Source organism: Clostridia bacterium, from assembly GCA_017405765.1.
Lineage (GTDB): Bacteria > Bacillota > Clostridia > Oscillospirales > RGIG577 > RGIG577.
The window spans coordinates 1-24,462 of record JAFQZS010000003.1; the positions used below are offsets into that span (position 1 = coordinate 1).

Consider the following 24,462-nt stretch of genomic DNA (forward strand, 5'->3'; position numbering starts at 1 on the left):
ATACATAAAGGAAGGCCAGTCCGTAAAGGCAGGCGAGCTTCTCATCCAGATGGCAAAATAAGCAGATACAGATCAATAAAAAAACAGCGAGGCAAAACGCCTCGCTGTTTTTTTGTGCCGAACGTGCGGTTTTATTTGGGCTTTTCGTTATTCTTAGCATCCCGTGAAGCCTCATATTCTTTAAGCTTATCCGCCATAAGAATACCGTGCTCGTCTAAAAAGTACGAGATATCAAGAGGAGCTTCTTTTTTGGGGGGAGCTTCTTTTTCATCGCTCATATCAAAAGCCTCCTTACTTTTTCATTGCAAATTCTTTTATAATGCGTACCAGCTGTATTATAAGCGTGGGGCAGAAAGCGCACAGCACGATATACGCAAGGTCTATGGCGGGCAGCGGCACAACGTCGAACCACGGCTGAAGCGGCGGCGCGAGCAGCACGAGCGCAAGCAGTCCCAATCCTATAAGAAAAGCGAATATCGAAAACTTATTCGTCGTAAGCCCCAGCTTAACGATGGACTGACTTCCGCGGCAGTTGAAGCCGTGGAAAAGACGTCCGAGGCAGAGCGTTGAGAACGCCATGGTGCTTGCCGCAGCCGAGCTTATGCCTAGACCGATATAATACGATATCATCGTGAACACGCCGATAAGTATGCCCCAGGTTATCACGTCCCTGAAGAAATTTCCCGAAAGTATAGATTCGCTGCGCCCTCTGGGCTTATCCTTCAAAAGCCCCCTGTTCGCAGGCTCCATGCTCATTGCGATAGCGGGAAGGCTGTCGGTGAGCAGATTGATGAACAAAAGATGCACTGCGGTGAAAGGCATGGGCAGCGCCGCAATAACTGCGTATAAAACTGCAAGTATGCCCGACATATTGCCGGAAAGCAGAAACTTTATCGAGTTCTTGATGTTGCTGTAAATGCTTCTGCCGTTCATTACGGCTTTTATTATCGTTGCGAAATTGTCGTCGGTAAGTATCATCGAAGCCGCATCCTTTGATACCTCGGTACCGGTTATGCCCATCGCAATTCCTATATCGGCTTTTTTCAGTGCGGGAGCGTCGTTCACGCCGTCGCCCGTCATGGCGACGATCTGTCCGGCGCGCTGCCATAATTCGACGATGCGTATCTTGTTCTCCGGTGAAACGCGCGCATAAACGGATACGTTGGGCAGTATCTCCATAAGCTCGTCGTCGCTCAGTCTGTCTACCTCGACGCCGTTTAAGCTCAAATCGCCCTCCTCGAAAATTCCTATGCTTTTCGCTATGCTCGTAGCCGTTATTTTATGGTCTCCCGTTATCATTATCGGCTTTATACCTGCCATGCGGCAGTCAGCTACGGCTTGGCGCGATTCCTCGCGCGGCGGGTCTATCATTGCGATAAGACCGATAAATATAAGATCCTTTTCGTCGTCAACTGTAAGCGGGATATCGCGCGCCGCGCTCTTCATGGCGAAGGCGAGAACGCGAAGGCCGTTTGCCGATAGGCTGTTGTTTATCTTTCTTAGATCTATTATGTCGGCGTCGCTTACGGGCCGCACCATTCCGTCCGAGCCCATTATCCTGTTGATACGGCCAAATACCACATCGGGCGCGCCTTTTGTGAACATAGTATAGGTGCTGCCAATCATATGGGAAGTACTCATCAGCTTTCTGTCGGAGTCGAACGGTATTTCGTCCATGCGGTCGATTTTTTCACGCATCTGATACGCGTCGGGGCGCAGCTTTGCATAATAATCCAAAAGTGCGATCTCCGTGGGGTCGCCTATAGGCTTGCCTTCCGAGTAATACGAGTCGTTGCACAAGAGACTGCAAAGCAGCAAAAGCGCGTGCGTCTTATTTGAGTAATCCGTTTTTGATATTTCAAAGAGCTCGTCGCCCGCATATATGCGCTGCACGGTCATCTTGTTCTGCGTGAGCGTGCCGGTCTTGTCCGAACAGATTATAGAAACGCAGCCAAGTCCCTCAACAGCCTTGAGCTTCTTGATTATTGCGTTTTCGTTTGCCATTTTCTGAGTGCCGAGGGCAAGCGCGATGGTAACTATCGACGAAAGCGCTTCGGGTATTGCAGCCACAGCCAGCGCCACTGCGAACATGAGCGAATCGAGCACCGGCATTTGGCGCACCATGCCCAAAACGAATACTACGGCGCAGATGATCATTATTATTATCGAAAGCTTTTTCGAAAAGTCGTCGAGATTCTCCTGAAGAGGAGTGCGCTTTTCCTTCGTCTGATTGAGCAGATCGGCAATTTTGCCTATCTCGGTAGTCATGGCGGTGCCAGTTACAAGCACTTGGGCGCGCCCGTAAGTAACAAGCGAGCCGGAGTACACCATATTGATGCGGTCGCCGAGGGCAATATTATCGCCGTTTATCGTCAGGTCGCTTTTATCAACGCTTTGCGACTCGCCGGTAAGCGCGCTTTCCTGCACCTGAAGCGAAAAATTATCGATTATCCTGCCGTCTGCAACAACGAGGTCTCCGGCTTCAAGCATCAGGATATCGCCTATTACGACGTCTTCGGAAGGTATCTGAACGTTCTGGCCGTCGCGTATGACCTTTGCGGTAGGCGAGCTTAACGCACGAAGGCTGCTTAGCGACTGCTCCGCCTTAAAATGCTGCACTGTGCCCAAGATGGCATTTATGATAAGCACAACTATTATTACTATAGTGCTTTCGGAATTGCCCGTTATCATGGAGATCATGGCGGCTATGATAAGTATTATAACCAGAAGATCCTTAAACTGTTCAAAAAACACCTGAAGTCCGCTCTTTTGGCGCGCTTCGGACAACCTGTTCTTGCCGAACTGCTCTATTCTGCGTTTAGCCTCCTCGCTTGTCAGACCTTCTTTTTGCGAAGATACGGCGTCAAAAGATTCTTGTATGGTCCTTTTATAAAAATCCATATACAACCTCCTTAAACCCTTAAATCGGTCTTATAATCAAAAAGACTTTTATCGGAAAACTGTCCGATAAAAGTCTTGTCACTTTCAGTCAAAGAAAGCACGCAGTACCGGGTCAGGCTTTCCCGACCGAGATTGTCGGCCTGCGTTTACGACTACTCCCTTTTAATCTTTAAGTTATGCTAACACAATTTATCATTTATGTCAATCACAATTTCATTTAATTAACAATATTATATTACGGAACGATCCGAAAATACACGCGAGAGGATGATTTTTTTTGCAGGGAATTTTTTATCTCGGCGCCAACACCCCGGGAGGCTTCTTTTCATATTACGATGAGCTTGATCGCGCCGCGCCTGCGCGCAAGATCATAATAAAGGGAGGCCCCGGCACAGGGAAATCAAGCTTTATGAAAAAAGCGGTAAAGGCCGCGCAGAAAGAAGGCGGGAGCGTGGAACAGATCGTATGCTCATCTGATCCCGACTCGCTCGACGCAATAGTAATAGAAGAACGCGGAGTCGCTTTTGTTGACGGCACCGCGCCGCACACGGTCGATCCCGTATATCCGGGCGCGTATGACGAGATCATAAACTTAGGCGGATTTTGGAACAGACAAAAGCTTACGGCGGCGCGCAGTGAAATAGAAGCTTTAAGCGGACGTATAAGCAAATGCTTTAACAGCGCATATTGTTTTTTGGCGGCAGCCAAGGGCGCGCACGACGATATGGGGTCTCTTATCTCGGAAGAGGTGGACGTTTTGCGAATGGAGCGTACGGCGGCTCGTATCGCAAAGAAAGAATTTAAGAAAAAAGACGATCCCGCCTGCGGTGCGCAGTCGTCGCGTTTTATAAGCGGCATAACGCCGCTCGGAGTAAAGCATTATCTTAATGAAAACCTTAAAGCCTTCGAGAGGGTATACGCTGTTTTAGATACGTTCAAAACAGGAGGTCCATTCTTTTCGGCGCTGAGCCGTGCGGCCACGAAAGCGGGATATAACGTGATCAACTGCTATTGTCCGATGTCGCCCGCAGGTTTCCCGGAGCACGTTATCGTAGAGGAGCTGTCGCTCGCCTTCGTGAGCGTGAACTCTTTTCATGATTATTCGGGGGACGTTTTCAGACGCATAAACTTAGACAGATACGTATCCGAGGAGGCGCGCCGCAAGAATCGTCAGAAGATCAAATTCGACATGTCGCTTTATCGCGCTCTTACAGCGCGCGCAGTTGAATATGTAAAAGAAGCAAAGTCGCTGCACGATGAACTTGAAAAGATATATACGGGCGCAATGGATTTTAAAAAGATAAATGCGATGAGCACAAAAATCATAGCTGAGATAACTGTATAAATATACGGGATGTGCTTTTTACCGTTTATATACTGAATAATAAACAATACATGCGTAATTTGACCTGAGATATTGTGTATACTTGTCCGTTGACATAAATAAAACGCCTCCTTTATAATATTTTATTGTGTGGTAAAATAATCGGAAAGTATAGGAGGTATAATCATGGCATATGAAAATTTATTCAAGCCCATCCAGATAGGCAAACTTACTATCAAAAATCGTATCGTAATGACGGGTATGGCTACGGGATTTGCAAATTTTGACGGTTCGGTAACGCCTGACCTCGTTGAATACTTCAAGGCGCGCGCACGCGGCGGCACGGGTCTTATATATACGGAGTTCTGCCGCGTAGACAAAGACGCTCCCGGCGGTATGAACCAGCTCGGCGCGTACAATATCCAGCTTGCGGGAGGTCTTAGAAAGGTAGCGGAAGCCGTACATCGCTTTGATTCGAGAATATTCTTACAGCTTCACCATGGCGGCAGTATGGCAAAGTATGAGTTTACGGGTATGCAGCCTATAGCGCCGAGCCCCATTGCAATGCCCGGCAATCTGCCTCCGAGAGAGATGACGATAGCCGAGATAAAGGACGTTATCGCAAAATTCATAGAGGGCGCCAGAGTCGCTCAGTATGCGAACTTTGACGGCGTTGAGGTACACTGCGCGCACGGTTATCTTTTGAACCAGTTCGTAAGCCCCTATCTTAACAGAAGAACAGACGAATACGGCGGAAGCCTTGAGAACCGTTTAAGAATAGTTAAAGAGATAATGGCCGGCATAAGAAAGCTTGCAGGTCCGAACTTCCCCATCTCCGTAAGGATCTCTGCCGACGACCTTCTCGGAGACGAGGGCGGCATGAAGCTTTTCGAGGCTCAGGAGATGGCAAAGCTGCTTGAGAGCTATGGCGCCGACATCATAAGCGTATCGGCAGGCGGCGGCCTTGCACCGCAGGGCATCATCGCTCCCGCGCTTTACGACCAGGGCTGGCTCATTCCGCTTGCAGAGGGCATAAAGAAGGTAGTTAAGGTGCCCGTTATCGGCGTAAGCCTTATCCGCGACTTCGACTATGCAGACAGCCTTATTGCAGACGGCAAGTGCGATATGGTATCTATGGCTCGTCCGCATCTTGCAGACGCAAGCTTCGTAAATAAGTTAAAGGCAGGTCATCCCGAGCAGGTAAGACCCTGCATCGTATGCATGCACTGCGCTACGAGCGACGGACGCGGCAGACTTGAGTGCGCCGTAAATCCCACGATGGGCTATGAGACCGAGCTTAAAATGTTCAATAAGAACGGCGCGAGAAGAAAGATAGCCGTAGTAGGCGGCGGCAGCGCGGGCTGCGAGGCGGCAAGAGTGCTTGCTATACGCGGATTCGACGTTACGCTGTTCGAAAGAAGAAACAAGCTCGGCGGTCAGCTTAATATCGCAAAGCTTCCCCCGCACAAGTTCAGACTCGGCTGGCTCGTTAAGTATTACGAGAACAACCTTGAAAGATGGGGAGTAAAGGTAAGACTGAATACGGACGTTACCGTTGATATGCTGAAGGAATTCAGCCCTTATGCAGTAGTCCTCGCAACCGGCGGCACCGACTTTATCCCCTCGTTCGTGAAAATAAACGATTCCCTTTGCTGCACCGCAAACCAGATGCTTCTTGAGAAAGTAAAGCTTGAGAAGGGCCAGAAGGCGGTAGTTGTAGGAAGCGGCATGACGGGTATGGAAACGGCTCACTTCCTCTTGGAGCAGGGAGTTGACACCACCGTAGTAGATATGCTCCCCGAGATAGGAATGCAGAGCATCGGCCCGAACATCAGATACTTAAAGCAGTTCCTTGCAAAATACGACAATTACGACGCAGTTCCCGGCGTTAAGGTGCTCTCCGTTGACAACAACGTGATAACGCTTGAAAAGGTATCGACCGGCGAACGCTACACCATGCAGGCAGACTGCACCGTATTTGCATCCGGCGTTAAGTCCGTAAACGACCTTGCACAGGATGTAAAGGCAAACTTCGAGAATACGTATATCGTAGGCGACTCGAGTAAGATCGGTCAGATATCTAACGCAGTACGCGCAGGGTTTGCCGCTGCATGGCATATCGACGACGGCTGTGACGTTTTCGACGCATAAGCGGAAGACGAAAATATAATAAAAAAGCGAAACGAATAAAGGAGGCGCCCGGTAAGGAAGCGTCTCCTTTCTGCTTTAGTAAAAGCAGGATCATGACTGCACTGATAGAGAGGTAACAATAATTTCGCCAAATCGGAATTTGTCTTAGCATATCCTCAAAAATCCTTGAAATATAAGGGCCCATCGTTTGTTCTCAAAGCCTTCGGCCCTCCGTTTCCCTTGTTTCTGCCCTTAAGAGCAAAAACAAGGGAAACTTTTTACTTTCCGCCCACTACCTGATCCATCAGGCGGGCCGAGGAGCGTTTCGCTTCCCTCGTGGCGTGGGCGTAGATGTTCATCGTGGTACTGACGTCGGCGTGGCCAAGCAGTTCCTGGACATCCTTGGGGGCTGCGCCGTTGGAGAGCAGGTTACTCGTGAACGTGTGCCGAAGCTGATGGAAATGGAAGCCCTCAAGCCCCGGCACCTTTCTGGCCGCTGTGCGGCAGGCAAGACTGACCGTTCTGGGTGCCTCGTAACACCCATCAGACCGGAGGCAGACAAAGAAGATTTCCCTGTAGCCCTCCGGGGCTCCCTCGGACTGCGGGAGACTGTAAAGCTCGTAGTAGCTGCGGCCCTTTTCCTGAACCTGCTTGTAGTAGTTCAGACTGTAGAGTGGTCCGTACCTGAGCCGGCTTTTGTTCTGTTCCAGCTTGGCTGCTTTGAAGATCGCCGCCAGGGTGTCGCAGAAGTCAACCGTTCGGACCTTGCTCCGCTTGGTCGTCCCGATCTCCGTCTTGTGCCTCGTCCCGTTGTATCGCATACTGCGCCGCACCGTGATGGTCTGCTCCTTGAGGTCGATGTCCTGCCAGGTGAGGGCGCAGACTTCTCCGATACGGAGTCCCGTGAAGTAGGCGATCTGGATGGGCAGGAGCGCCGGATTGTCCTTCTTTTTCAGCCAGTCCGTCAACGATGTGTACTGTTCAAAGCTGATGGTGGGAACAGCGATACCGCCTTCGTCCCCATCTGTGAACAGCTCCTGCGTCTCCTGCTTCTTCCTGACCTTCACATACTGCATCGGGTTGAAGGTCAGCAGCCGCTTGGGGAACACCGCGAAGCGAAACGCTCCCTGCATGATTGCCGAATACGGACGAATGGAACCGCTTGCCAGAGGCTTGGCCTCTGAACCGTCCTCCTTCGTGCCGCCGAACGCCAGCCGGTCGAAGAAGCTCTGCAAATGCTCCGGGGTGACGCTCTTGAGCTTGCGGTCCGCAATGGGATACTGCTTGATCCGGCTGATAGTGCTCTGATACAGCATCACCGTACCGTTGCTCAGATTACCGGGCTTCAATTCTTCCTCCACCCACAAATCCAGCAGCTCGCCCACGGTGACATTTTCGGACCTGGCAACGAACTTCTTCGCCTCATAGTCCTCCATCGCCTTGCGAAGCAGGGCTTCGGTCTCGCTTTTGCTCTCCGTGCCCACATATTCCTTTTGAACCTGTTTCCCGCTCTCGTTTTCCACGTAGAAGCGGTAGTACCACTTGTTGCCTTTCTTTCTCACAGAACCTTTTGCCATAGATATTTGATTCTCCTTTCCGTATCCGTGGCAATCGGGCCTGTGACCTATGTTGTGCGTAACTGGATTATAGCACATCCGCCGTTCCATGGGAACGGCTTTTTTCATATCATTGTTCCACGGAATTATTTCGTTCAGTCAGCCTTTTTCTGGCTTCGGTTTTGATCTCGAAAAGGTCGCCCATGGACACCCTGGTGCGGCCCTCGTCGTAGAGATGCAGCAGCCCGTCCAGGAACCGCTTCATATCTTCAATGGGCGCTTCCATCTCCTTGACATATACCCGCTGGGTGATGTCCCCGATCTCGATGGCATAGCGTCGGATGGATTCTTTCAAGCCCTCATCCCCAGCGGCGTGTTCCACCTCCTCCATGGCCCTTGCGAAATGGCCGCAGAAGATGGCGTACAGGTCCACCAGGTTTCCGAGGAATGTAGTCAGCATTTGCTGGTGAGGTTCCCCCCTCACCGAGGCAATCATCTCCTCCAGACAGGCGACAATGTGCCCGTCGATGTCTTTCTTGCATTTGGTATAGGAATCGTATTCCTTCGTTTCGGACTGGCCGGTCAGCCACTCCGGTGTCGTTTCCAGAGCTTCGGACAGGGAAACGATCATGTACGTTTTCTTGGGGTCGATGCCGTTGGCCTCATACCGCTGGATGGTGGATTTGTTCACACCCAGCCGGTCCCCAAGCTGGCCCATGGAGAGCCGCAGCTCTGTTCGCCGCTCCCGGATACGATCTCCGACTTGTTTTGCGGTGAACTCATTCTTCGATTTCACGGTGCATCCCACCTTTCGCAACCTATACTAACACATCTCGTTGCGGTTTGCAATAGAAATTTTCAAATAACACCCTAAAATATTGAAATAGAGTTGCAAAAAGAATTGACATTTGATAGCAGAATAGGTATAATCGTAAGACCGACGTTGCAAAACGAGTTTATCAGAAGGGAGGTATAGACGATGAGCGTTGCAAAGATGGGCATGACGATAGAGGAAGCGGCCGAGGTCTCCGGCATTGGCCGGAACACCATGCGTCAGCTGGTGGAATGGGGCAAGCTCCCCGTGCTGAAGGTAGGGCGCAAGACCATCATCCGCACGGATACGCTGGAGCGGTTTATGGCGGTCAATCAAGGTCGTGACCTGAGACGGCAGAGCGAAGTTCGGAGGGTAGAATGAGCCGAAAGTCTGTCAACGGTTGATACAAGCTGAAAGAAAAAATGGCGCGGCAGCGCCACCTCAAAGGCCTCGCCGTTTGAGAGCGAAATACACCCCTCGCACAAAGCTGCGCTTCGTTCAAGGGGCATTTCGCTCCTGGGTCGGGCACTCCTCTGCCCCGGCATGGAGGGGCAGAGGAGCAACCGGAAACCGCACCCGCGCTTCCCGGTGCTGTCCCACCGCTGCGGCGGTGAGACAGCGGAACGGGGGACGGGGGACGAGGGCCAGGGACGGAGGTGAACACCATGGCGCGGCATTCCTTCATTAGTTGCTGTATTCATCCCTCTCCAGGGCAACGGGGATAGCGGCGCAGCCACGCAAGGGGCGGGAGCCCCTTGGAAGGAGCAGCGCGACGACGGGTGGAGGGACATTCGGATGTCACCGCCGCCGGCCTCGCAGATCGCACATACGGGGCAGCCGAAGCTGCCCCGTATGTGCGCCATTGTCATGGATTAGATTATAACACTTCGATAGAAAAGGTGCTCATCGGAAACGATTTCCTCCCGTTTCCCTATACCCCAACCGAAAGCATAGCTTGCAGAGACAAATGGCATCTTCAAAGGCAAGGAACGCAAGGCAAGTCAAGGGAAACACATCTGATATGCCGAGATCAAGACAAGACCACTGTCTCGGATGGACACTTAGGCGCAAAGGTGGTTTTGTCCACCCAGAAGATGTTGACGTAGTATGCGCCGTCCTTGACCACGGAAGAAGTATCCTTGGTGACGAAGACCGCGCCGAGGAACTGGCTGTCCCCGCTGTAGGAGGCCACGATAACGGGGCAGTCTTCCTTTACGGCGCCGGTGACTATGATGTCTCCAGTTGCTTTGTCAAAGAACCATTCCTTCTTGGTCACGGTGACATTGCAGGCAGCGGTCTTTTCGCCGTCCTTGGTTTTGACGGTGATGGTTGCAGTGCCGGCGGACACCGCCGTTACCTTGCCGGTGTTGTCTACCGTGGCGACAGAAGGCTTGCTGCTGGTCCAGGACACTGCGTCATTGGTGGCATCTGCAGGACTGACAATGGCTTTCAGTATCCCGCTGGTGCCGGTGACCAGGGACATTAAAGTCATGTCCAGCTTCACGCCGGTGACGGACACCGGCGTAGATGTGACCTTGACGGTGCAGACCGCAGTCTTTCCGCCGTCCATCGTCTTGACGGTGATGACAGCGGTGCCGGCAGAGACAGCCGTCACATTGCCGGTATTGTCCACCGTGGCCACAGCGGGCTTGCTGCTGGACCAGGTCACGCTCTTATTCGCCGCTCCGACGGGCGTTACGGTGGCTGTCAGGGTCTTGGTTCCTCCGATGGTCAGCCCCATCTCGGTTCGATTCAGGCTTACGCCGGTGACAGACACCGGGGCCTTCACCGTGACGGTGCAGGCGGCGGTCTTTCCGCCGTCCTTCGTCTTGACGGTGATGACAGCGGTGCCGGCGGACACCGCCGTTACCTTGCCGCTGCTGTTCACCGTAGCCACAGCGGGCTTGCTGCTGGACCAGGTCACGCTCTTATCCGCCGCTCCGGCGGGCGCTACGGTGGCCGTCAGGGTCTTGGTTCCTCCGATGGTCAGCCCCATCTCGGTTCGATCCAGGCTTACGCCGGTGACAGGCAAGTTCGGTTTCATGACCGTTACGGCACAGACCATCGTTTTTCCGCCGTCCACCGTCTGCCCGGAGATGGCGGCGGTTCCCTCGGACTTCCCGGTGACCACGCCGTAGGAATCCACCTTGGCGATCCCTTCGTTGGTGCTGGTCCAGATCACCAGCTTGTTCGTGGCGTTGGACGGCTTGAAGACCGGGGCCAGCTTTTTGCTTTCGCCGACGAAAAGGGACAGCGAGGGGTCGAGGCTCACGCCGGTGACGAAAACAGGTTTGATCACGGTGACCTTACAGGTATCCTTCTTTCCGCCGTCCGTGGAGGTGACGGTGATGTTGGCCGTCCCCTCTTTGATTGCATAAACCTCACCGGTGACTTCGGCAACGCCGGCCACAGCGGGATTGTCGCTCGTCCAGGTCACATACGGTTTCGTCGCGTTTTCCGGAAAAACCGTCGCCTTCAGCCATTCTTTGTTGAAAGGTGACTGACCGACCACCAGAGTCAGCTCTTTCATGTTCACCTTCACATCGGTAACGTGGATCTGGGGCTGAACAGTGACGGTGCAGGAGGCTGTCTTCCCGCCGTCCGCAGTTTTGACGGTGATCTTCGCGGTCCCCTCAGACACTGCCGTGACCTTCCCGATGCTGTTGACTGCAGCCACAGAGGGCTTGCTGCTGGACCAGGTCACGTTTTGGTTCGTCGCGCCTTTCGGCGTGAGCGAGGACGTCAGCGTTTCGCTGCCGCCGAGGGGGAGCGTGAGCGCGCTTTTATTCAGCGTTACGGCAGTGACAGGAACGGCTTTGACTACCTTGATCCTGCATTCGGCTTTCTTCCCTCCGTCAACGGACTTGACGGTGACGACAGCCTCTCCCGGGGACACGCCCGTGACCTTTCCGCTTGCGTTTACGCTCACAACGCCGGGAACGGAGCTCTGCCAGGAAACGCTTTTCGTCGTAGCGTTGGCGGGGGATACGGTAGCCGTCAGGAAGTCGTAGTTCCCCACGGGAAGCGTCAGCTCCGTCCTGTCCAGCTCCACCATGGCAACGGGAACCGGGGGAACGACGGTGACCTTGCAGGAGGCCGTCTTCCCGCCGTCGGCGGTCTTGACAGTGACGATGGCGGTCCCCTCAGACACTGCCGTGACCGTCCCGCCGCTGTCGACCGTGGCCACGGTCGGGGCGGAGCTCTTCCAGGTCACGGTTTTCAGGGTGGCATTTTCGGGAGAAACGGAGGCTGTCAGGGTCTCGCTGCTGCCCTCTGCCAGGGTCAGGGCGGATTTCTTCAGCGTCACCCCGCTGACGGGATGCATCCGGCTGATGGTCACCTTCGAGGCAACGCTCCCGCCGTATGAAATGATTTTTCCGTCGCTGACCTTGCCGTCCGCAGGGTCCGTGATCTGACAGCCGGTGAGCTCGATGCCGCCGCTGAATCCGTTGACAGCAGAATTGGATCCTCCGCAGGAGGCGTTGACGGAAGCGTTTTCCACGATCAGTTTGGAGGAAGACATTCCGCTGCCCTGAACGGCGCCCCAGTCGCCGCCTTCCAGGGTCAAATCCAGGTTTTTGATGGTGAGCACCGTGCCGGTGAAATCCAGGGCATTTGCGAAGGAGGGCCCCCGAAGCGTCAGGCTGCCGGGCCCGGTGATGGTGATATCTTTGGAAGAATAGATCGGGCGGGCCCAGCCGGACGCTCCGTTATCCAGGATCGCGTCCCCGGCAATGACGATCGTCAGACCGTCAATCGCATCCGTTCCATCATTCTGGATAATATAACCTGCGTAGGTACAGTCGCCCTTTACCGTCAGGGTCTTCTCTCCGTCAAAGGAGAACACTCCGTCTCCCAGAACGTCCTTCCGGTTGTCCTCCGTGACGGTGTTTCCCGCGATCTTCAGGCCGTAGGTCCTGACGGAATTGACCTCCACCTCCGGGGCGGCGGAGTCATCGGACTTGACGATGCTACCGCCGCTGACCTTTCCGCCCGACGGCATTTTGATCAGTGTGCTGTCAGAGGGATACAGGGTGATGCCCCCGGAGAAGCCTGCCACCGCCTTCCCGCCGCCCTTGGCAGAGAGATGCAGGTCTTCCAGCCATAGCTTCTCCCCGCCGTCGGAGCCGGCAACGGCGGTCCCCTTGGCCTCCACGGCCAGATCGGCGTCCCGGAGGTTCAGTGTCGCGCCGCCTGAGACCTTGATCCCGTCACCGCCTGTGGATTTGGCTGTCAGCTTGCCCTCGCCCCGGAACCGGGTGTTCTTCTCCAGCCGGAAGACTGTGCCGGAAGCGGAGAGGGTGACGTTCTCCGGGACGTCGACGATCAGGCCGTCGATCCCGCTGCGGATGAGGGCGCCGGACCAGTCCTGGGTATAGCTCTTCCGGATGGTCAGAGTCTTGGAATCGGGGGCATAGGAGAAGGCGCCGTCGCCCAGGATATCCTGCTGATTGGCGTTGTCTGCCTGCATCCCGTCGATCCAAAGGTCGTAGACCTTCAGGGTCGATTCATACTTCACCGTCAGGATGACCTTTTCACACTTATTGTTTATCACAGTGTTGCCGCCGTTGATCAAACCCTCGCCGAACAGATGAAGCCAAAGCTCATAGGTCCCGGGCTTGGCCGGACGTCCCTTGAGCAGGAGCGTATTGTGGCCGGGATCGCTCCCGGTTTCCCCCGGCGCGAGTTCCATGCCCTCCGGGACGGAACCCTTGACGATGAGAACGCTGTCGACCTGGTTCCATTTCGTGTTTTTTGACGGGTCCTCGGAGCTGTTGAACACCGCGGCGAGATCGATGTCATAGTCTGTATATGTTTCGGTTTCCGAATCATACTCTCCCAGGGTACTCAGATCCAACTCCCAGGGATCTGCCGCTGCGAAGATGTCATCCCATTCCCTGGTCTGGATCACCAGGTCCAGGGCTGCGTTGTTGTCCTGGCCGCAGACGGCGCCGCCAAGGATCTTTCCATCCTCCGGTATGACCAGGTCAGCTTTGAGCAATTCGATCCCCTTCATAAAGCCGCTGACAGCGGCGTTGGGCGTAACGGGCGGCGACGCGTTCTTCTGCCGGGGGATCTTCACGTTCGCGCCGTCGATCGTCAGGGAAGCATTGCTGCCCAGGCCCCGGATCCCGTATGTCAGGTCCCTGGTTTCCAGGGGGACATACTGCAGGGTGAGGGCACAGTTGTCAGCCAGGATGCCGGTCCCGCCGGCACCCTCGTTGACCAGGGTCAGAGCTCCGGATGTGTTGCCGGTTTTCTTGATGGTCGTGTCTCCGCTCAGCCGGAATAAACAGCTGTCGGGCTCGCTCCTTTTCAGGGTCAGCGTCGATGGTTTTTCTACATAGATGGTCAGGCCATCCAGGCCGCTCTCGATCATGGCAGCGGGACCGTCGTCATCCAGCGTACAGTCTCCTTCGATGACCAGGGTCTTGGCGTTGTACTGGTACCGAAATACCCCGTCATGCAACACGTCCATCCAGTTATCTTTGGTCACCTGGACACCCTTGATTTTCAGGTCATAGGTCTCCGGGGCGGCCAGCACATCGGCGGGCAGCAGCCCGGCCAGCAGGGCGGCGGCCATCAGCATGCCGAGAAAGCGTCGGATCATCTTCATATTCCGTCCCTTCTTTCTTTGAATGTGTGGTTGGTGTCCGCAGGGAGGGTCATCCCCCGGTCGTCAGGACCTTAGTCAGAGGCTTCCCGCTCTCTCTGTCCAGGGCGAACAGCCGGTATTCCTTCTGATCCTTCTTCACTGTGATGATTCCGGTCTTCAACCCGTCCTGCACCACATCCTCAACAGTGCAGCCCAGCATCCTGCCGTTTCCGTCGTACCAGGCGGCGATGAGGCGGGCAGGCTCCCCGCCGCCGGGCAGCCAGACCGAATAGGCCATGACCTCGCCGCTGACGGAGATCGCGCCTTCCCCAATCGGGACCGTCTCCGCCTGCACCGTTACGACGCAGTACGCCGTCTTGCCGCCGTCGGCGGACCTGACGGTGATCACGGCGCTCCCCGGGGCCACGCCCGTCACTTTCCCGCCGCTGCTGACGACCGCCACTGTGGGTTCGGAGCTCTCCCAGGTCACAGTTGTGTCCGACGCGTCAGACGGCTTCACCGTGGCCTTCAGCGTCCCGCTCTTCCCCGCGATCAAGGTCAGGGATGTTTTGTCCAGGGTCACGCCGGTGACCGGGACCGTCGGAGCCTTCACCGTGACGGTACACGCGGCGGTCTTCCCGCCGTCCTTGGTCGTGACGGTGATGACGGCGGTCCCCTCGGCCTTGGCGGTTACTTTCCCGCTGCTGCTGACGGCTGCCACGGCAGGCCTGGAGCTGCTCCAGCTCACGGTCTTGTCCGCGGCGTCAGACGGTTTCACCGTGGCCTTCAGCGTCCCGCTCTTTCCCGTGATCAAGGTCAGGGATGTCTTGTCCAGGGTCACGCCGGTGACATGGGTCACGGGGACGATGGTCACCTCCTCCGCGACGGTCCCGCCGGAGGTGACGACGGCCCCGTTCTTCACCTTGCCCCCCGCCGGCGCGGTGATCTCACAGCCGGTGAGGGTGATCCCATTGCCGAAGTCCAGGATCGCCCCGTCCGTTCCCCGGACCGTTACGGAAGCGTTCTCCACCATCAGAGTCTCGCCTTCGCCGCCCCAGAGCCCGTAGGGACCCTGGGCGCTCACATCCGCGTCCCGGATGGTCAGGATACTGCCGCCCCTCTGGGTGACGGCGGCGGCGCAGCCGGAGATCAGGGTCAGCTTCCCCGGTCCGGTGATGGTCAGGTTCGCCCCGGCGAAAATGGGGTCCGCTCCCTCTCCGGTCTCCAGAATGGCGTCCTTCTCCACGGAGAGGATCAGTCCGGGGATGTAGCTCTCGATGACGCCGTTCTCACTGCTGCAGTTCCCCTTCACCGTCAGGGTGCGGTTTCCGTCGAAGGAGAAGGTCCCGTCGTCCAGGATATCCGACATGTTCCGCTCCGTCACCTGGGTCCCGGCGAGATAGAGCTCCCAGGTCCGGAAGGACTTGATCGACACCTCCGCGGCCGGATCCCCCCCGGCGTCATAGACCTTGCCGTCCGTCTCGTTGAACGTTCCGCCCTCCGGCGTCTCCAGGATACACTGCTCCAGCTCCAGGCCACCGGGGACCCAGATGGCCGTCGTGGGACCGGAAACGGTGACGTTGGAGGCCCATACATCCAGCGTGCCTTTGGCCGTATCCGAGCCGCCGCTGATGCCCCGGCGATTGCCCCGGACGGTCAGGTCCATGTCGCAGACAAACAGTCGGCTGTCATTCTGCAGGTCGATCCCCTGGCTCAGCCACTTATTGTCTGAGATCACTGTCAGGGGGCCGCCGGTGAGCATGGTGTTCCCGCTCAGGGACAGACAGCTCATTTTGGTGGTCCGCAGGACAGTGTCCGGCGCGGCGCAGATCACCAGGCCGTCGATCCTGCTGTCGACAATGATATTTTTCGCGTCCTCATAGCTGCCGCTGATAGTCAGGGTATGGTCCCCGTCGAAGGAGAAGATCCCGTTCTTCAGCACATCGGTTCGGTTCCGGTCCGTCACCGGGACTCCGTCGATCATCAGCCCGTACTTCTTCTCATAGGCGGTGATCCGTGCGTCCTTCAGAAGCTCCCCGTCCTCGCTGACCAGACAGGCCCGGCTCCCGATGGTGCCTTTGTCTCCCCGTAAGGGAGATGTGACCATGCAGTTGGTCAGGCCGATGCTCCAGAAGCCGTCCATGGCACCCTCCCCGCTGCGGACAGACACATTAGCGCGGTCCGCCCGGGCGTGGACCGCTGCGTCTCCGATGCCGGTGACGCCCTTCTTCTTCGCCTGGATCATCAGGGTCGTATTATAGATCTCCAGCAGGGCTTTTTCACACACGATCCCGCTGTTTCCGCTGCTTTGCAGGTTCAGCTGTCCCGCGCCGGTCAGGGACAGGGAGCCCGTCGTCTCGATGCAGTTGTCCCAGCAGGACAGACTGCTGTCAGATTCCGTCCGGACAATCAGCCCTTCGATCCTATTCCGGATCAGGGGCTCGCCTCCGGTGTAATCGCAGTCGCCTTGGATGATCAGTGTGTTCACGCCGTCAAAGGAGAACACGCCGTTGCCCAGAATGTCTTCCCGGTTCAGGCTGGTGACCTGCGTGCCGGCGATATACAGGTCGTAACTGTCTTTGAGATGGAACGCGATCTCTTTTGCATACCGCGCGCTGTGGTCACTTTCCCACAACGCATTGGCTTCAACAATCGCGTCCGGGCTCAGCTTCAGTGTAAAATCTTCTTCGGTCAGCGAACTGCCGTCCTCCTGACGGAACAGCAAAGACCCGTCCGATTTCGTCATGACGCTTACATCCCAGGCGCCTTTCTTGTCCAGATTCAGGCGCGTGACGCCGCTGGCGTCGGTTTCCATTGTGATCTGTCCGGCGTTCGCCGCACACGCAAGACTGCGGGACAGCCAGGTATCCATATCCGTCCTGGGGATGCTGGTCCCGCCCAGGCTCAGGTCCATGGTATAGACGGGAAGTGAGGGAGCTTCGTTGAGGACCACAGCGGTCACCATATGTGTCACGGTTTTGCCGTTGAGGAGCGACACGCGAAAGACCGCAGGATACGTTCCCGCTGTCTGGGGAATACCGCTGTAGTTTGGGGCCTCGCTCATGCTGTATCCAAAGGACACGCCCGGCGGAAGCTCCCCGCTGATACATTCCATATTTCTGACCTGATCCGAGCCGTCGAAGTTCAGAAATGTCCGGTTCTCCTCGCCCACAAAAAGGGAGATGGTCTCCGAGGACACACCGTACTTCGCTGGAACGGTAACATTGACGGTGTGGTCGATCACCTTGCCGGAGGAAAGGACGATACGAAACGCAGCGGAGAATCTGCCCGTCTGCATCGGTGTGCCGCAGAACCGCGGCCTGCCGCCGTCGGAAAACATGGTCAATCCCGGCGGTATCGTTCCGTTGATCTGTTCCACCTGGAAAATCTCCCCGGAATGACCGTTAAAGAATGCAAGGGTCTGATCCTGGCCGGGCTGGGCCACGAGCTCCTCCTGGGACTGGGTGATCTCCTCCTCGGCGATCACGAAGCGGGCCCATCGGGTCTCTGTGGCCCCCGACGCCAGCGTCACATTGACCTTTGCCTCATAAAGACCCGTCTTGGTGGGTGTGCCGTAGAAGCCGGGCGCTTGCTCCACGCGTGATTGCCATTGAACCCTCTGGACATTGATCTCGATCCCCGGCGGGAGGGAACCCTCCAGCAGGGTGATCTCCCGGGCATCCGGGAAGAAGGAAGCAAAGACGCGGCCAACGGTGCCCCAGGCACGAAGGTCCCTGGAGGCTGCCTTGTCAAAGGGCACCTTCCAGGTACATTTGACATTCTGGATCTCATCCTTGTGCTCCAGGCCGGGATAGGGGTCCTGTTCGGAAACGAGGATGGGAAAAGCAGCCTTGTTTTCTCTGGCCTGTTCCGGGGTCGAGGCTCCGTTGCCCTGCCACGGATCCCAGTAAATCGCCCCCTTCTCTTTCAGCATAGCGGCAAGCGCTTCATTTGTTCTGAACCATTCCAGGACAAAATCGGCAATCTGCCGGTGCGCTTCGGAAACGGCCTCAGCTACTGTTTTACCCTGGAGAAGCCCTGAAATCAGAAAGCGTGTATACGTTATGTCGTAGGCGAAGGTGACAGACTGTGAGAATCCAAACACCGCCTTGACGCCGGCTTCCCGCAGCGGGGCTTCCATCCTCTCCGCAGCCATGCCAAGGCAGCTGTTCATTGAAAAGTAATCGGTAACCACCGGGCCGTTGAGGTGGTTGCGGATCGCCTGCCCGTCAACTGAACATATGCCGCTTCCGGATTTGGTGACGTGGTAGTCCTCATAGTCCTGGGAGGTGATTCCTTTGTCTGAAAGCAGAGTAACGGTCCCGTCACCTCCGTGCGTATGGATAAAGACCATCCGGCATGTGCTGAGAGCATTCGACAGTTCGTCGAGGGTAGCCTCTTTCCCGAGATAGCGTTTGCAGCTGCCTCCCATGGCATCAGCCAGCTGTACCCCAAGATAGTAGGTAGTCAGAAGGAAGTCACTGTCCTCTCCCCACCAGGGGATAAACACCGCAACGTCCTTGCTGCCGGTATCTCCGGACATGAGAACGGCCGTCTCTTCCCCTGACAGGTCCGCCGCCCGGTCCGCTTCCCGCTCCGCGGCGATACGGTCCGCTTCAGGCATGGGGACAGCGCTGTTGATCTGTGTCCGCAGCTCCGGGTCATACCCGCAGGCGGTGCCGTCGGTTGTCCGCCAGAGAAGGGTGCCCTCCCGATGGCAGACGGAATCCGGGACGGTGTCGTCCCGCGACAGGACCAGGGCTTCCACCTGAGGGATCAATTCCTCGTAGTCCGCCGCCGTAGGCCGGGCGGGGAGCCGGTCCCGTTCCAGAGCCTCGATGGCGGACCACACATCCCCGTTCTCTCTGCCCTCCGCAGCGCCCGCAGCCGGCAGGAGGCTCAGGCAGAACAGGAGGGACAGGAACAGACATAGAATTCGCTTCTTCATGGCAGATACCTCCTATCGAGATGGTCGGTTTCGGCTTTCGAAATAATCAAGATATACTTTTTCAATTTAATTGTAGCATAATGGTCTTGTTTTGTAAAGGGAAACGGAAATGAGGGAGTGTGTCAGATCAAACTGAAAAAATGGCCTGATTTTCAGTTTCATTCAGGAAACCAAGACAAGAAACGGGTCTCCTCAGCATGAGATCTTCAACCGCTTTGCTACGGCAAAACAGAACTCCCCCTGTGGCAGATCGTTTCCCACTGTCTGCCCCAGAGGGAGCTTATGATTGGTTTTTCATGTCGGGTTTTCTTCGATAAAAACAGCCCGGTACTCAGCCAGCTGCAACTCGGCTTCAGATATGATTATTTGCAGGCCGCTGGTCTCATCATAATAATGCTTTTGTTTTTATCGATAATATACTTGTCCGTTGAATAATCATCCAAAAGATGATATATTCGCACATAGGTCACAGGGTTTCGATTGCCACACGTTGTTATTTCATATTACCAGATTATCGTTCCCTTGTTTTTTCCCTTATCAGGTCGATCGGGCCAGGGTAACGACATGTGAAATCATGTAATGTCAAAGGGTGAACAAACTGCGATAAATCCCTTGTTTTCAAGGGCTTCGGAGGATTTCATTAACACGCTGTAACAGATGTTAATCAGCTAAGATTGAATTAATTTCAAATCGGGGTTTGTAGGTGAAAAGTTGAAGAAAAATAATGATGCAAGAGTGGGTTGCCTTTGTGCGATCGCCTGTGAAGTATTATTCGGATTTAGCTATCTGTTTACAAAGAATGCGACCGAGGAGGCAAGCGAACTTGCTCTGCTTGGATGGCGCTTCTTCATAGCCGCTATGGTGATGGGCATATGCGCGGCGATCGGTATCATAAAGATAAACTTAAAAAGGAAGTCTCTGCGTCCGCTGCTAATGGCGGCATTATTCAGCCCGGTCATCTATTTTATAGGCGAGACTTTTGGAATAAGCCATACAACTGCGTCGGAAAGCGGAGCGTTTCTGGCTTGCATTCCTGCAGCCTCGTTGATCGCCTCCTCTATGATACTTAAGAAAAACCGTCCAAAATACAGGTAACGGGAATACTCATAACGCTTGCAGGCGTTCTTATAACAGTCTTTGCTGTGGGTGTAAACACAAGTTTATCGATCGGCGGATACGCAGCGCTTCTGATAGCTGTTATGTCTTTCGCTCTTTACAGCGTGTTTGTTGCAAAGGCACAGAATTATACCGGGGAAGAGATCACATTTGTAATGCTTTTGTCCGGCGCCGCGGTTTTTATCATAATGGCATTTTTGCAAAGCGTTATGAACAATAGCGTTGCAGAGCTTGCTGCCCTGCCGTTTACAAACAAGAGCTTTTTGATAGCCTGTTTGTACCAAGGGATCGGCTGCTCGGTGCTTGCTTTCTTCCTGTACAATGTTGCGATCGCGAAGATCGGGGTCAACAGGACGTCGTCCTTTATCGGTATCGCCACGGTAGTTTCCGTTGTTGCCGGAGTGCTGATATTGAAGGAACCGTTCACACCGTTTCAGTGGATCGGAGTGGTATTGATCATTGCGGGCGTATATATAGCGAACAGCAAAATAAAGGAATAGAAAAGCAAATTACGGCCCAAAGAGGCCGCATCCGCCTTAGATTGACGAAGGGCGTATTTATCTAAAGCTTAAACGGGCGTCGGATCTTGAGAGAAAGATCCGACGCCCGATACATTGAGCGCCTCCGGGGCGTTTCTTTTTTAGTTATATGATAAGCCGGATATACGTTTCAAGCGCGTATAAAAGCGCATCCTCATTCAAATCGAATTTATCGGCGTGAAGCGGATGTACGAAGCCGCATTTCTCATCGCGCACGCCGCACAAAAACATGGCGGCAGGCAGCTTTTTTGTGAAAGCAAAGAAATCCTCAGATACGACGAGAGGCGGTACGCGCTCCACCTCGCCGGGAGCAAAGGCTTTCTCTATGCGTGAAACGCAGAGCTCATCGTTTTTTACGGCTCCGTAAAAATGATGTATATCTGTTTCAATATCCACACCAAAGGCGGCGGCAGTGCCTGCACAGATGCGCTTTACTTTTTCATATGCCGCCGCCGCAGCATCTTCTGTAAGCGAGCATCTTATGGCGCATTCAAGAACTGCCTCGTCCGCAACGACGTTACGTTTTGTTCCTGCTCTCATTGTGCCTATTGTAAGAGCAAGGGGACTGTGAGGATCGTTTTCGCGGGAAACAATGCTTTGCAGAGCGCAAACAAGCGCGCTTGCGGCAACTATCGCGTCGCGTCCGTTCTGCGGTATCGCGCCATGAGAGGCTTTCCCGTGCACACGCACGTCGAACGCAAGGTCGCAGGCTGTGGCCGAACCTAAACTTATGTAAACCTTACCCTTGGGATACAGGGGAGAGACATGAAAAGAATAGATCTCCGATGCGCCCGCTTTTTCCAAGACGCCTGCGTCTATCATTTTAAGCGAACCGCCGTAGCCCTCCTCGGCGGGCTGGAATATGAGAGCGGCGTTCGCGCGAAGCCTTGAGCGGTTTGCAGAAAGGAATTCGGCGAATGTAAGCAGCACGGCCATATGAGCGTCGTGGCCGCAGGCGTGCATGAAGCCCTCGTGTTTCGATGAAAATTCGCGTCCCGTATCTTCCAAAACGGGAAGCGCGTCCATATCGGCGCGAAAAGCGAAGGTATCGAGCTTTTCATCGACCTTTATATGCGCAAGCACTCCCGTATCTAGCAGGCGCTCATACGGTATGCCGAGCGCGTCGAGCGTTTTGCATATATATTCGCACGTCTTTTCCTCTTTGAACGAGGCCTCCGGTATAGTATGAAGGTATCTGCGATGTTTTGTAAGTATATCAAGGTATTTTTGCGAGTTTTCGGTCATTAAAACGCCCTCTTTCTTTTGAACGGATGCCTTTTATCATTATACATTATTTTGATAGGCTTTAAAAGAGAAAACAATAAAATTAGCATAAGGAGCGAAAATAAAAATGCCCGCCGCAAATGGTCGGGGGTCATAAGAAAGTAATATCGTATTTTCTCAGGAACGGCGTGGCTTCGGTCACGCCGTTTCCTGTTTCAGCAGTTCTTCCACGGGGATAAAGCCCACAAGGTCATAGGAAATGCGGATGCCCTGATGCCGCTTGCCGCTGGACTTGTCCGGAGCTTCAATGTAGATTGCCTTGACAAGCTCCCGCAGCGCATAGGGGGTAAGCTCGTCCAAATCCTCATATTTGCGTACCCGCTGGATAAACTGCTCCAAGTTTTCAATCTGTCGTTCCTGTTCCTCAATTTCCTGCTGCAAAGTCTGAATTTCCACTTTAAGCTGTGTCTGTTCGTCCTCATAGGTCTTGCTCATCATAGAAAACTTTTCATCTGTGATGCGCCCCGCCACATTATCCTCATAAATGCGGATAAACAGGCGGTCAAGCTCTCCCAGCCGCTTTTCAGCCTGTGCCAGACGCTTCTTGTGTCCACGGATCGCGGCTTCGCTGGACAGCCGGAGCTTCTGCTCCATGACGGCACGGAAATGATCCTTATACCGACTGACATAGGAAATGACAGTTCTCATGTGCATCCAGACCAATTCTTCCAGAACAACCGCACGGATAAAGTGTGCCGAACAGCTTCCCGTATTGCTGCGGTAGTTGGCGCATACAAAATGATCCTGCCGCTTTTCAAAGTAGTTGGTGGTGCAGTAGCGCATTTTTGCTCCACAATCAGCGCAGTAGACCATGCCGGAAAACAGACTGCTCTTGCCCGTCTTTGTCCTGCGGTGCCGCTGCTGACGAATCTCCTGCACCTTGTCAAAGACCTCCTGCTCAATGATTGCCGGGTGGGTATTGTAGAAAACCGCCTGTTTTTCAACGGGCGTTTCCCGCTGCTTCTTGTCCCAGATGGAGTTGGTGTAGGTCTTGAAATTGACGGTGCAGCCCGTGTATTCCCGCCGTTCCAGAATGTGAACAACCGTATTGGTGTTCCAATGGTACGGATCAGCGGTTTCCGGGCTAGGTGTCTTGATACCCTCACGCTTCTTGTAGGCGGTGGGATTGAGTACCTTTTCTTCCTGCAAGAGCTTTGCAATCTGCATCGGGCCTCGTCCTTCCATGCACAACTTGAAAATACGCTTGACTACCAACGCTGCCGCTTCATCCACAACCCACATTGTCTTGTCCTCCGGGTCTTTGCGGTAGCCGAACGGAACATTGGTGGTCAGGGGAACGCCGCGTTCACCCTTTGCCTTATTGACAGCACGAATTTTTCGGCTAGTGTCTTTGGCAAAAAACTCGTTGAACCAGTTCTTGATACCCGCAATGTCGCTGTCGGTACTGTTGGGATCGATGGTGTCAAAATGATCGTTGATGGCAATGTACCGCACATTGTACTTCGGAAAAGTAAAGTTGATATAAAGCCCAGTCAGCGAGGAATTACGCCCCAGTCGGGATAGGTCTTTCGTGCAGCAAACTGCCACTCTGCCAGCTTCGATTTCCGCAAGCATGGCTTGAAAGCCGGGACGGTCAAAGTTCGTACCACTATACCCATCATCCACGAAAAAGGTCGGGTTCGGAAAACGGTGCTCCTTTGCGTATTGGAGCAGGATCATCTTCTGATTCTGGATGCTGTTGGATTCGTCCTCTTTTCCGCCCTTCTTATCTTCTTTCAAATCTTCCACGGATAAGCGGCAGTAAAGCGCGGTGATTTTATCAGTTGCCCGTAACATTTCTGTTTCCTCCTTCAAAGGGGCAACTGCCAGCACAGGATTGGTTGCTTCTATTGTACCAAGAGACTGCGTGTTTGTCATTCAGAATCCTCCATCTTTTCTGTAAACTTTTCGCCCATGATGCGCTCCATCTTTCTGTCCAGCGTTTCCGTACCGTCATAGCTGCCTGTGACGGAGTAAATCGTGCCGCCGATTTTCTTTTGCAGGGTGAACTCCGGCAGCCAGAAAGCGGACAGGTTTTTCACACAGAGATGCCCGTCTTTGTTGAAATAGCAGTTGTGCCGGGGATGGTCGGGCGGCAGGGGCTGCGGTTTCAGATACGGATCTGGATTGGAGAAGTAATATTCCGCTGGCTCGTCGTGGTCCTGCTGCTCCCATTCTTCAATTTCTGCCAAAAGTTCCGGGGCGAGTTGATGTTCAAATTGCAATTTCTGTTCCATAAGTGCCTCCTGAAAAT

At 54.4% G+C, this 24,462-nt stretch carries 12 protein-coding genes and 1 pseudogene; 4 read left to right on the plus strand and 9 right to left on the minus strand.

Features of this window, described 5'->3' with window-relative positions:
- Window positions 1-131: 131 nt before the first annotated feature.
- Window positions 132-278, minus strand: a complete 147-nt coding sequence (locus IJG50_00455) for a hypothetical protein (protein ID MBQ3378319.1) — start codon at window positions 276-278, stop codon at window positions 132-134.
- Between the two features lie 13 nt (window positions 279-291).
- Entirely contained in the window at window positions 292-2,901 is a 2,610-nt protein-coding gene (locus IJG50_00460) for a calcium-translocating P-type ATPase, PMCA-type (protein ID MBQ3378320.1), read from the minus strand.
- A gap of 277 nt (window positions 2,902-3,178) precedes the next feature.
- Here IJG50_00460 and IJG50_00465 point away from each other — a divergent pair, with 277 nt between their 5' ends.
- Window positions 3,179-4,246: a hypothetical protein gene (locus IJG50_00465; GenBank protein ID MBQ3378321.1), complete on the plus strand. Its 1,068-nt coding sequence runs from the start codon at window positions 3,179-3,181 to the stop codon at window positions 4,244-4,246.
- A gap of 165 nt (window positions 4,247-4,411) precedes the next feature.
- Window positions 4,412-6,376: an FAD-dependent oxidoreductase gene (locus IJG50_00470; protein ID MBQ3378322.1), complete on the plus strand. Its 1,965-nt coding sequence runs from the start codon at window positions 4,412-4,414 to the stop codon at window positions 6,374-6,376.
- Window positions 6,377-6,633: 257 nt separating this feature from the next.
- Here the strand turns inward: IJG50_00470 and IJG50_00475 are convergent, their stop codons facing one another.
- Both IJG50_00475 and IJG50_00480 read right to left on the minus strand, forming a co-directional pair.
- A complete protein-coding gene (locus IJG50_00475) occupies window positions 6,634-7,932 on the minus strand; it encodes a site-specific integrase (GenBank protein MBQ3378323.1) in 1,299 nt (432 codons plus the stop codon).
- Between the two features lie 109 nt (window positions 7,933-8,041).
- Entirely contained in the window at window positions 8,042-8,707 is a 666-nt protein-coding gene (locus IJG50_00480; GenBank protein ID MBQ3378324.1) for a helix-turn-helix transcriptional regulator, read from the minus strand.
- A 183-nt stretch (window positions 8,708-8,890) separates the two neighbouring features.
- Between IJG50_00480 and IJG50_00485 the strand changes: the two genes are divergently transcribed.
- Window positions 8,891-9,106, plus strand: a complete 216-nt coding sequence (locus tag IJG50_00485; GenBank protein MBQ3378325.1) for a helix-turn-helix domain-containing protein — start codon at window positions 8,891-8,893, stop codon at window positions 9,104-9,106.
- A gap of 649 nt (window positions 9,107-9,755) precedes the next feature.
- Here the strand turns inward: IJG50_00485 and IJG50_00490 are convergent.
- Both IJG50_00490 and IJG50_00495 read right to left on the minus strand, forming a co-directional pair.
- Window positions 9,756-14,342 (minus strand): Ig domain-containing protein, encoded by a 4,587-nt coding sequence (locus IJG50_00490; GenBank protein MBQ3378326.1) that lies wholly within the window; start codon window positions 14,340-14,342, stop codon window positions 9,756-9,758.
- A gap of 49 nt (window positions 14,343-14,391) precedes the next feature.
- The gene (locus tag IJG50_00495; protein MBQ3378327.1) at window positions 14,392-19,269 is read right to left on the minus strand and encodes an Ig domain-containing protein; all 4,878 of its coding nucleotides are present in this window, start codon (window positions 19,267-19,269) and stop codon (window positions 14,392-14,394) included.
- 711 nt (window positions 19,270-19,980) lie between these two features.
- On the opposite strand from IJG50_00495, the pseudogene IJG50_00500 reads away from it, so the two are divergent.
- Window positions 19,981-20,885, plus strand: a pseudogene (locus IJG50_00500) (DMT family transporter).
- Window positions 20,886-21,029: 144 nt separating this feature from the next.
- On the opposite strand, the gene IJG50_00505 reads toward IJG50_00500, so the two are convergent.
- The 3 genes from IJG50_00505 to IJG50_00515 form a co-directional block, all read right to left on the minus strand.
- A complete protein-coding gene (locus IJG50_00505) occupies window positions 21,030-22,169 on the minus strand; it encodes an amidohydrolase (GenBank protein ID MBQ3378328.1) in 1,140 nt (379 codons plus the stop codon).
- A 177-nt stretch (window positions 22,170-22,346) separates the two neighbouring features.
- On the minus strand, window positions 22,347-24,086 hold the full coding sequence (locus IJG50_00510) for a recombinase family protein (protein ID MBQ3378329.1): 1,740 nt from the start codon (window positions 24,084-24,086) through the stop codon (window positions 22,347-22,349).
- Window positions 24,083-24,445 carry a hypothetical protein gene (locus IJG50_00515; protein MBQ3378330.1) on the minus strand — a complete coding sequence of 121 codons (363 nt, stop codon included), beginning with the start codon at window positions 24,443-24,445 and terminating at the stop codon, window positions 24,083-24,085. Before IJG50_00515 ends, IJG50_00510 begins: the two co-directional genes overlap by 4 nt.
- Between the last annotated feature and the right edge of the window lie 17 nt (window positions 24,446-24,462).

Bases quoted from the DNA above. Each gene is read 5' to 3' on its own strand.
- IJG50_00455 (MBQ3378319.1), bottom strand. From the start codon at position 278: ATGAGCGATGAAAAAGAAGCTCCCCCCAAAAAAGAAGCTCCTCTTGAT.
- IJG50_00460 (MBQ3378320.1), bottom strand. From the start codon at position 2,901: ATGGATTTTTATAAAAGGACCATACAAGAATCTTTTGACGCCGTATCT.
- IJG50_00470 (MBQ3378322.1), top strand. From the start codon at position 4,412: ATGGCATATGAAAATTTATTCAAGCCCATCCAGATAGGCAAACTTACT.
- IJG50_00475 (MBQ3378323.1), bottom strand. From the start codon at position 7,932: ATGGCAAAAGGTTCTGTGAGAAAGAAAGGCAACAAGTGGTACTACCGC.
- IJG50_00485 (MBQ3378325.1), top strand. From the start codon at position 8,891: ATGAGCGTTGCAAAGATGGGCATGACGATAGAGGAAGCGGCCGAGGTC.
- IJG50_00490 (MBQ3378326.1), bottom strand. From the start codon at position 14,342: ATGAAGATGATCCGACGCTTTCTCGGCATGCTGATGGCCGCCGCCCTG.
- IJG50_00495 (MBQ3378327.1), bottom strand. From the start codon at position 19,269: ATGAAGAAGCGAATTCTATGTCTGTTCCTGTCCCTCCTGTTCTGCCTG.
- IJG50_00505 (MBQ3378328.1), bottom strand. From the start codon at position 22,169: ATGACCGAAAACTCGCAAAAATACCTTGATATACTTACAAAACATCGC.
- IJG50_00510 (MBQ3378329.1), bottom strand. From the start codon at position 24,086: ATGACAAACACGCAGTCTCTTGGTACAATAGAAGCAACCAATCCTGTG.
- IJG50_00515 (MBQ3378330.1), bottom strand. From the start codon at position 24,445: ATGGAACAGAAATTGCAATTTGAACATCAACTCGCCCCGGAACTTTTG.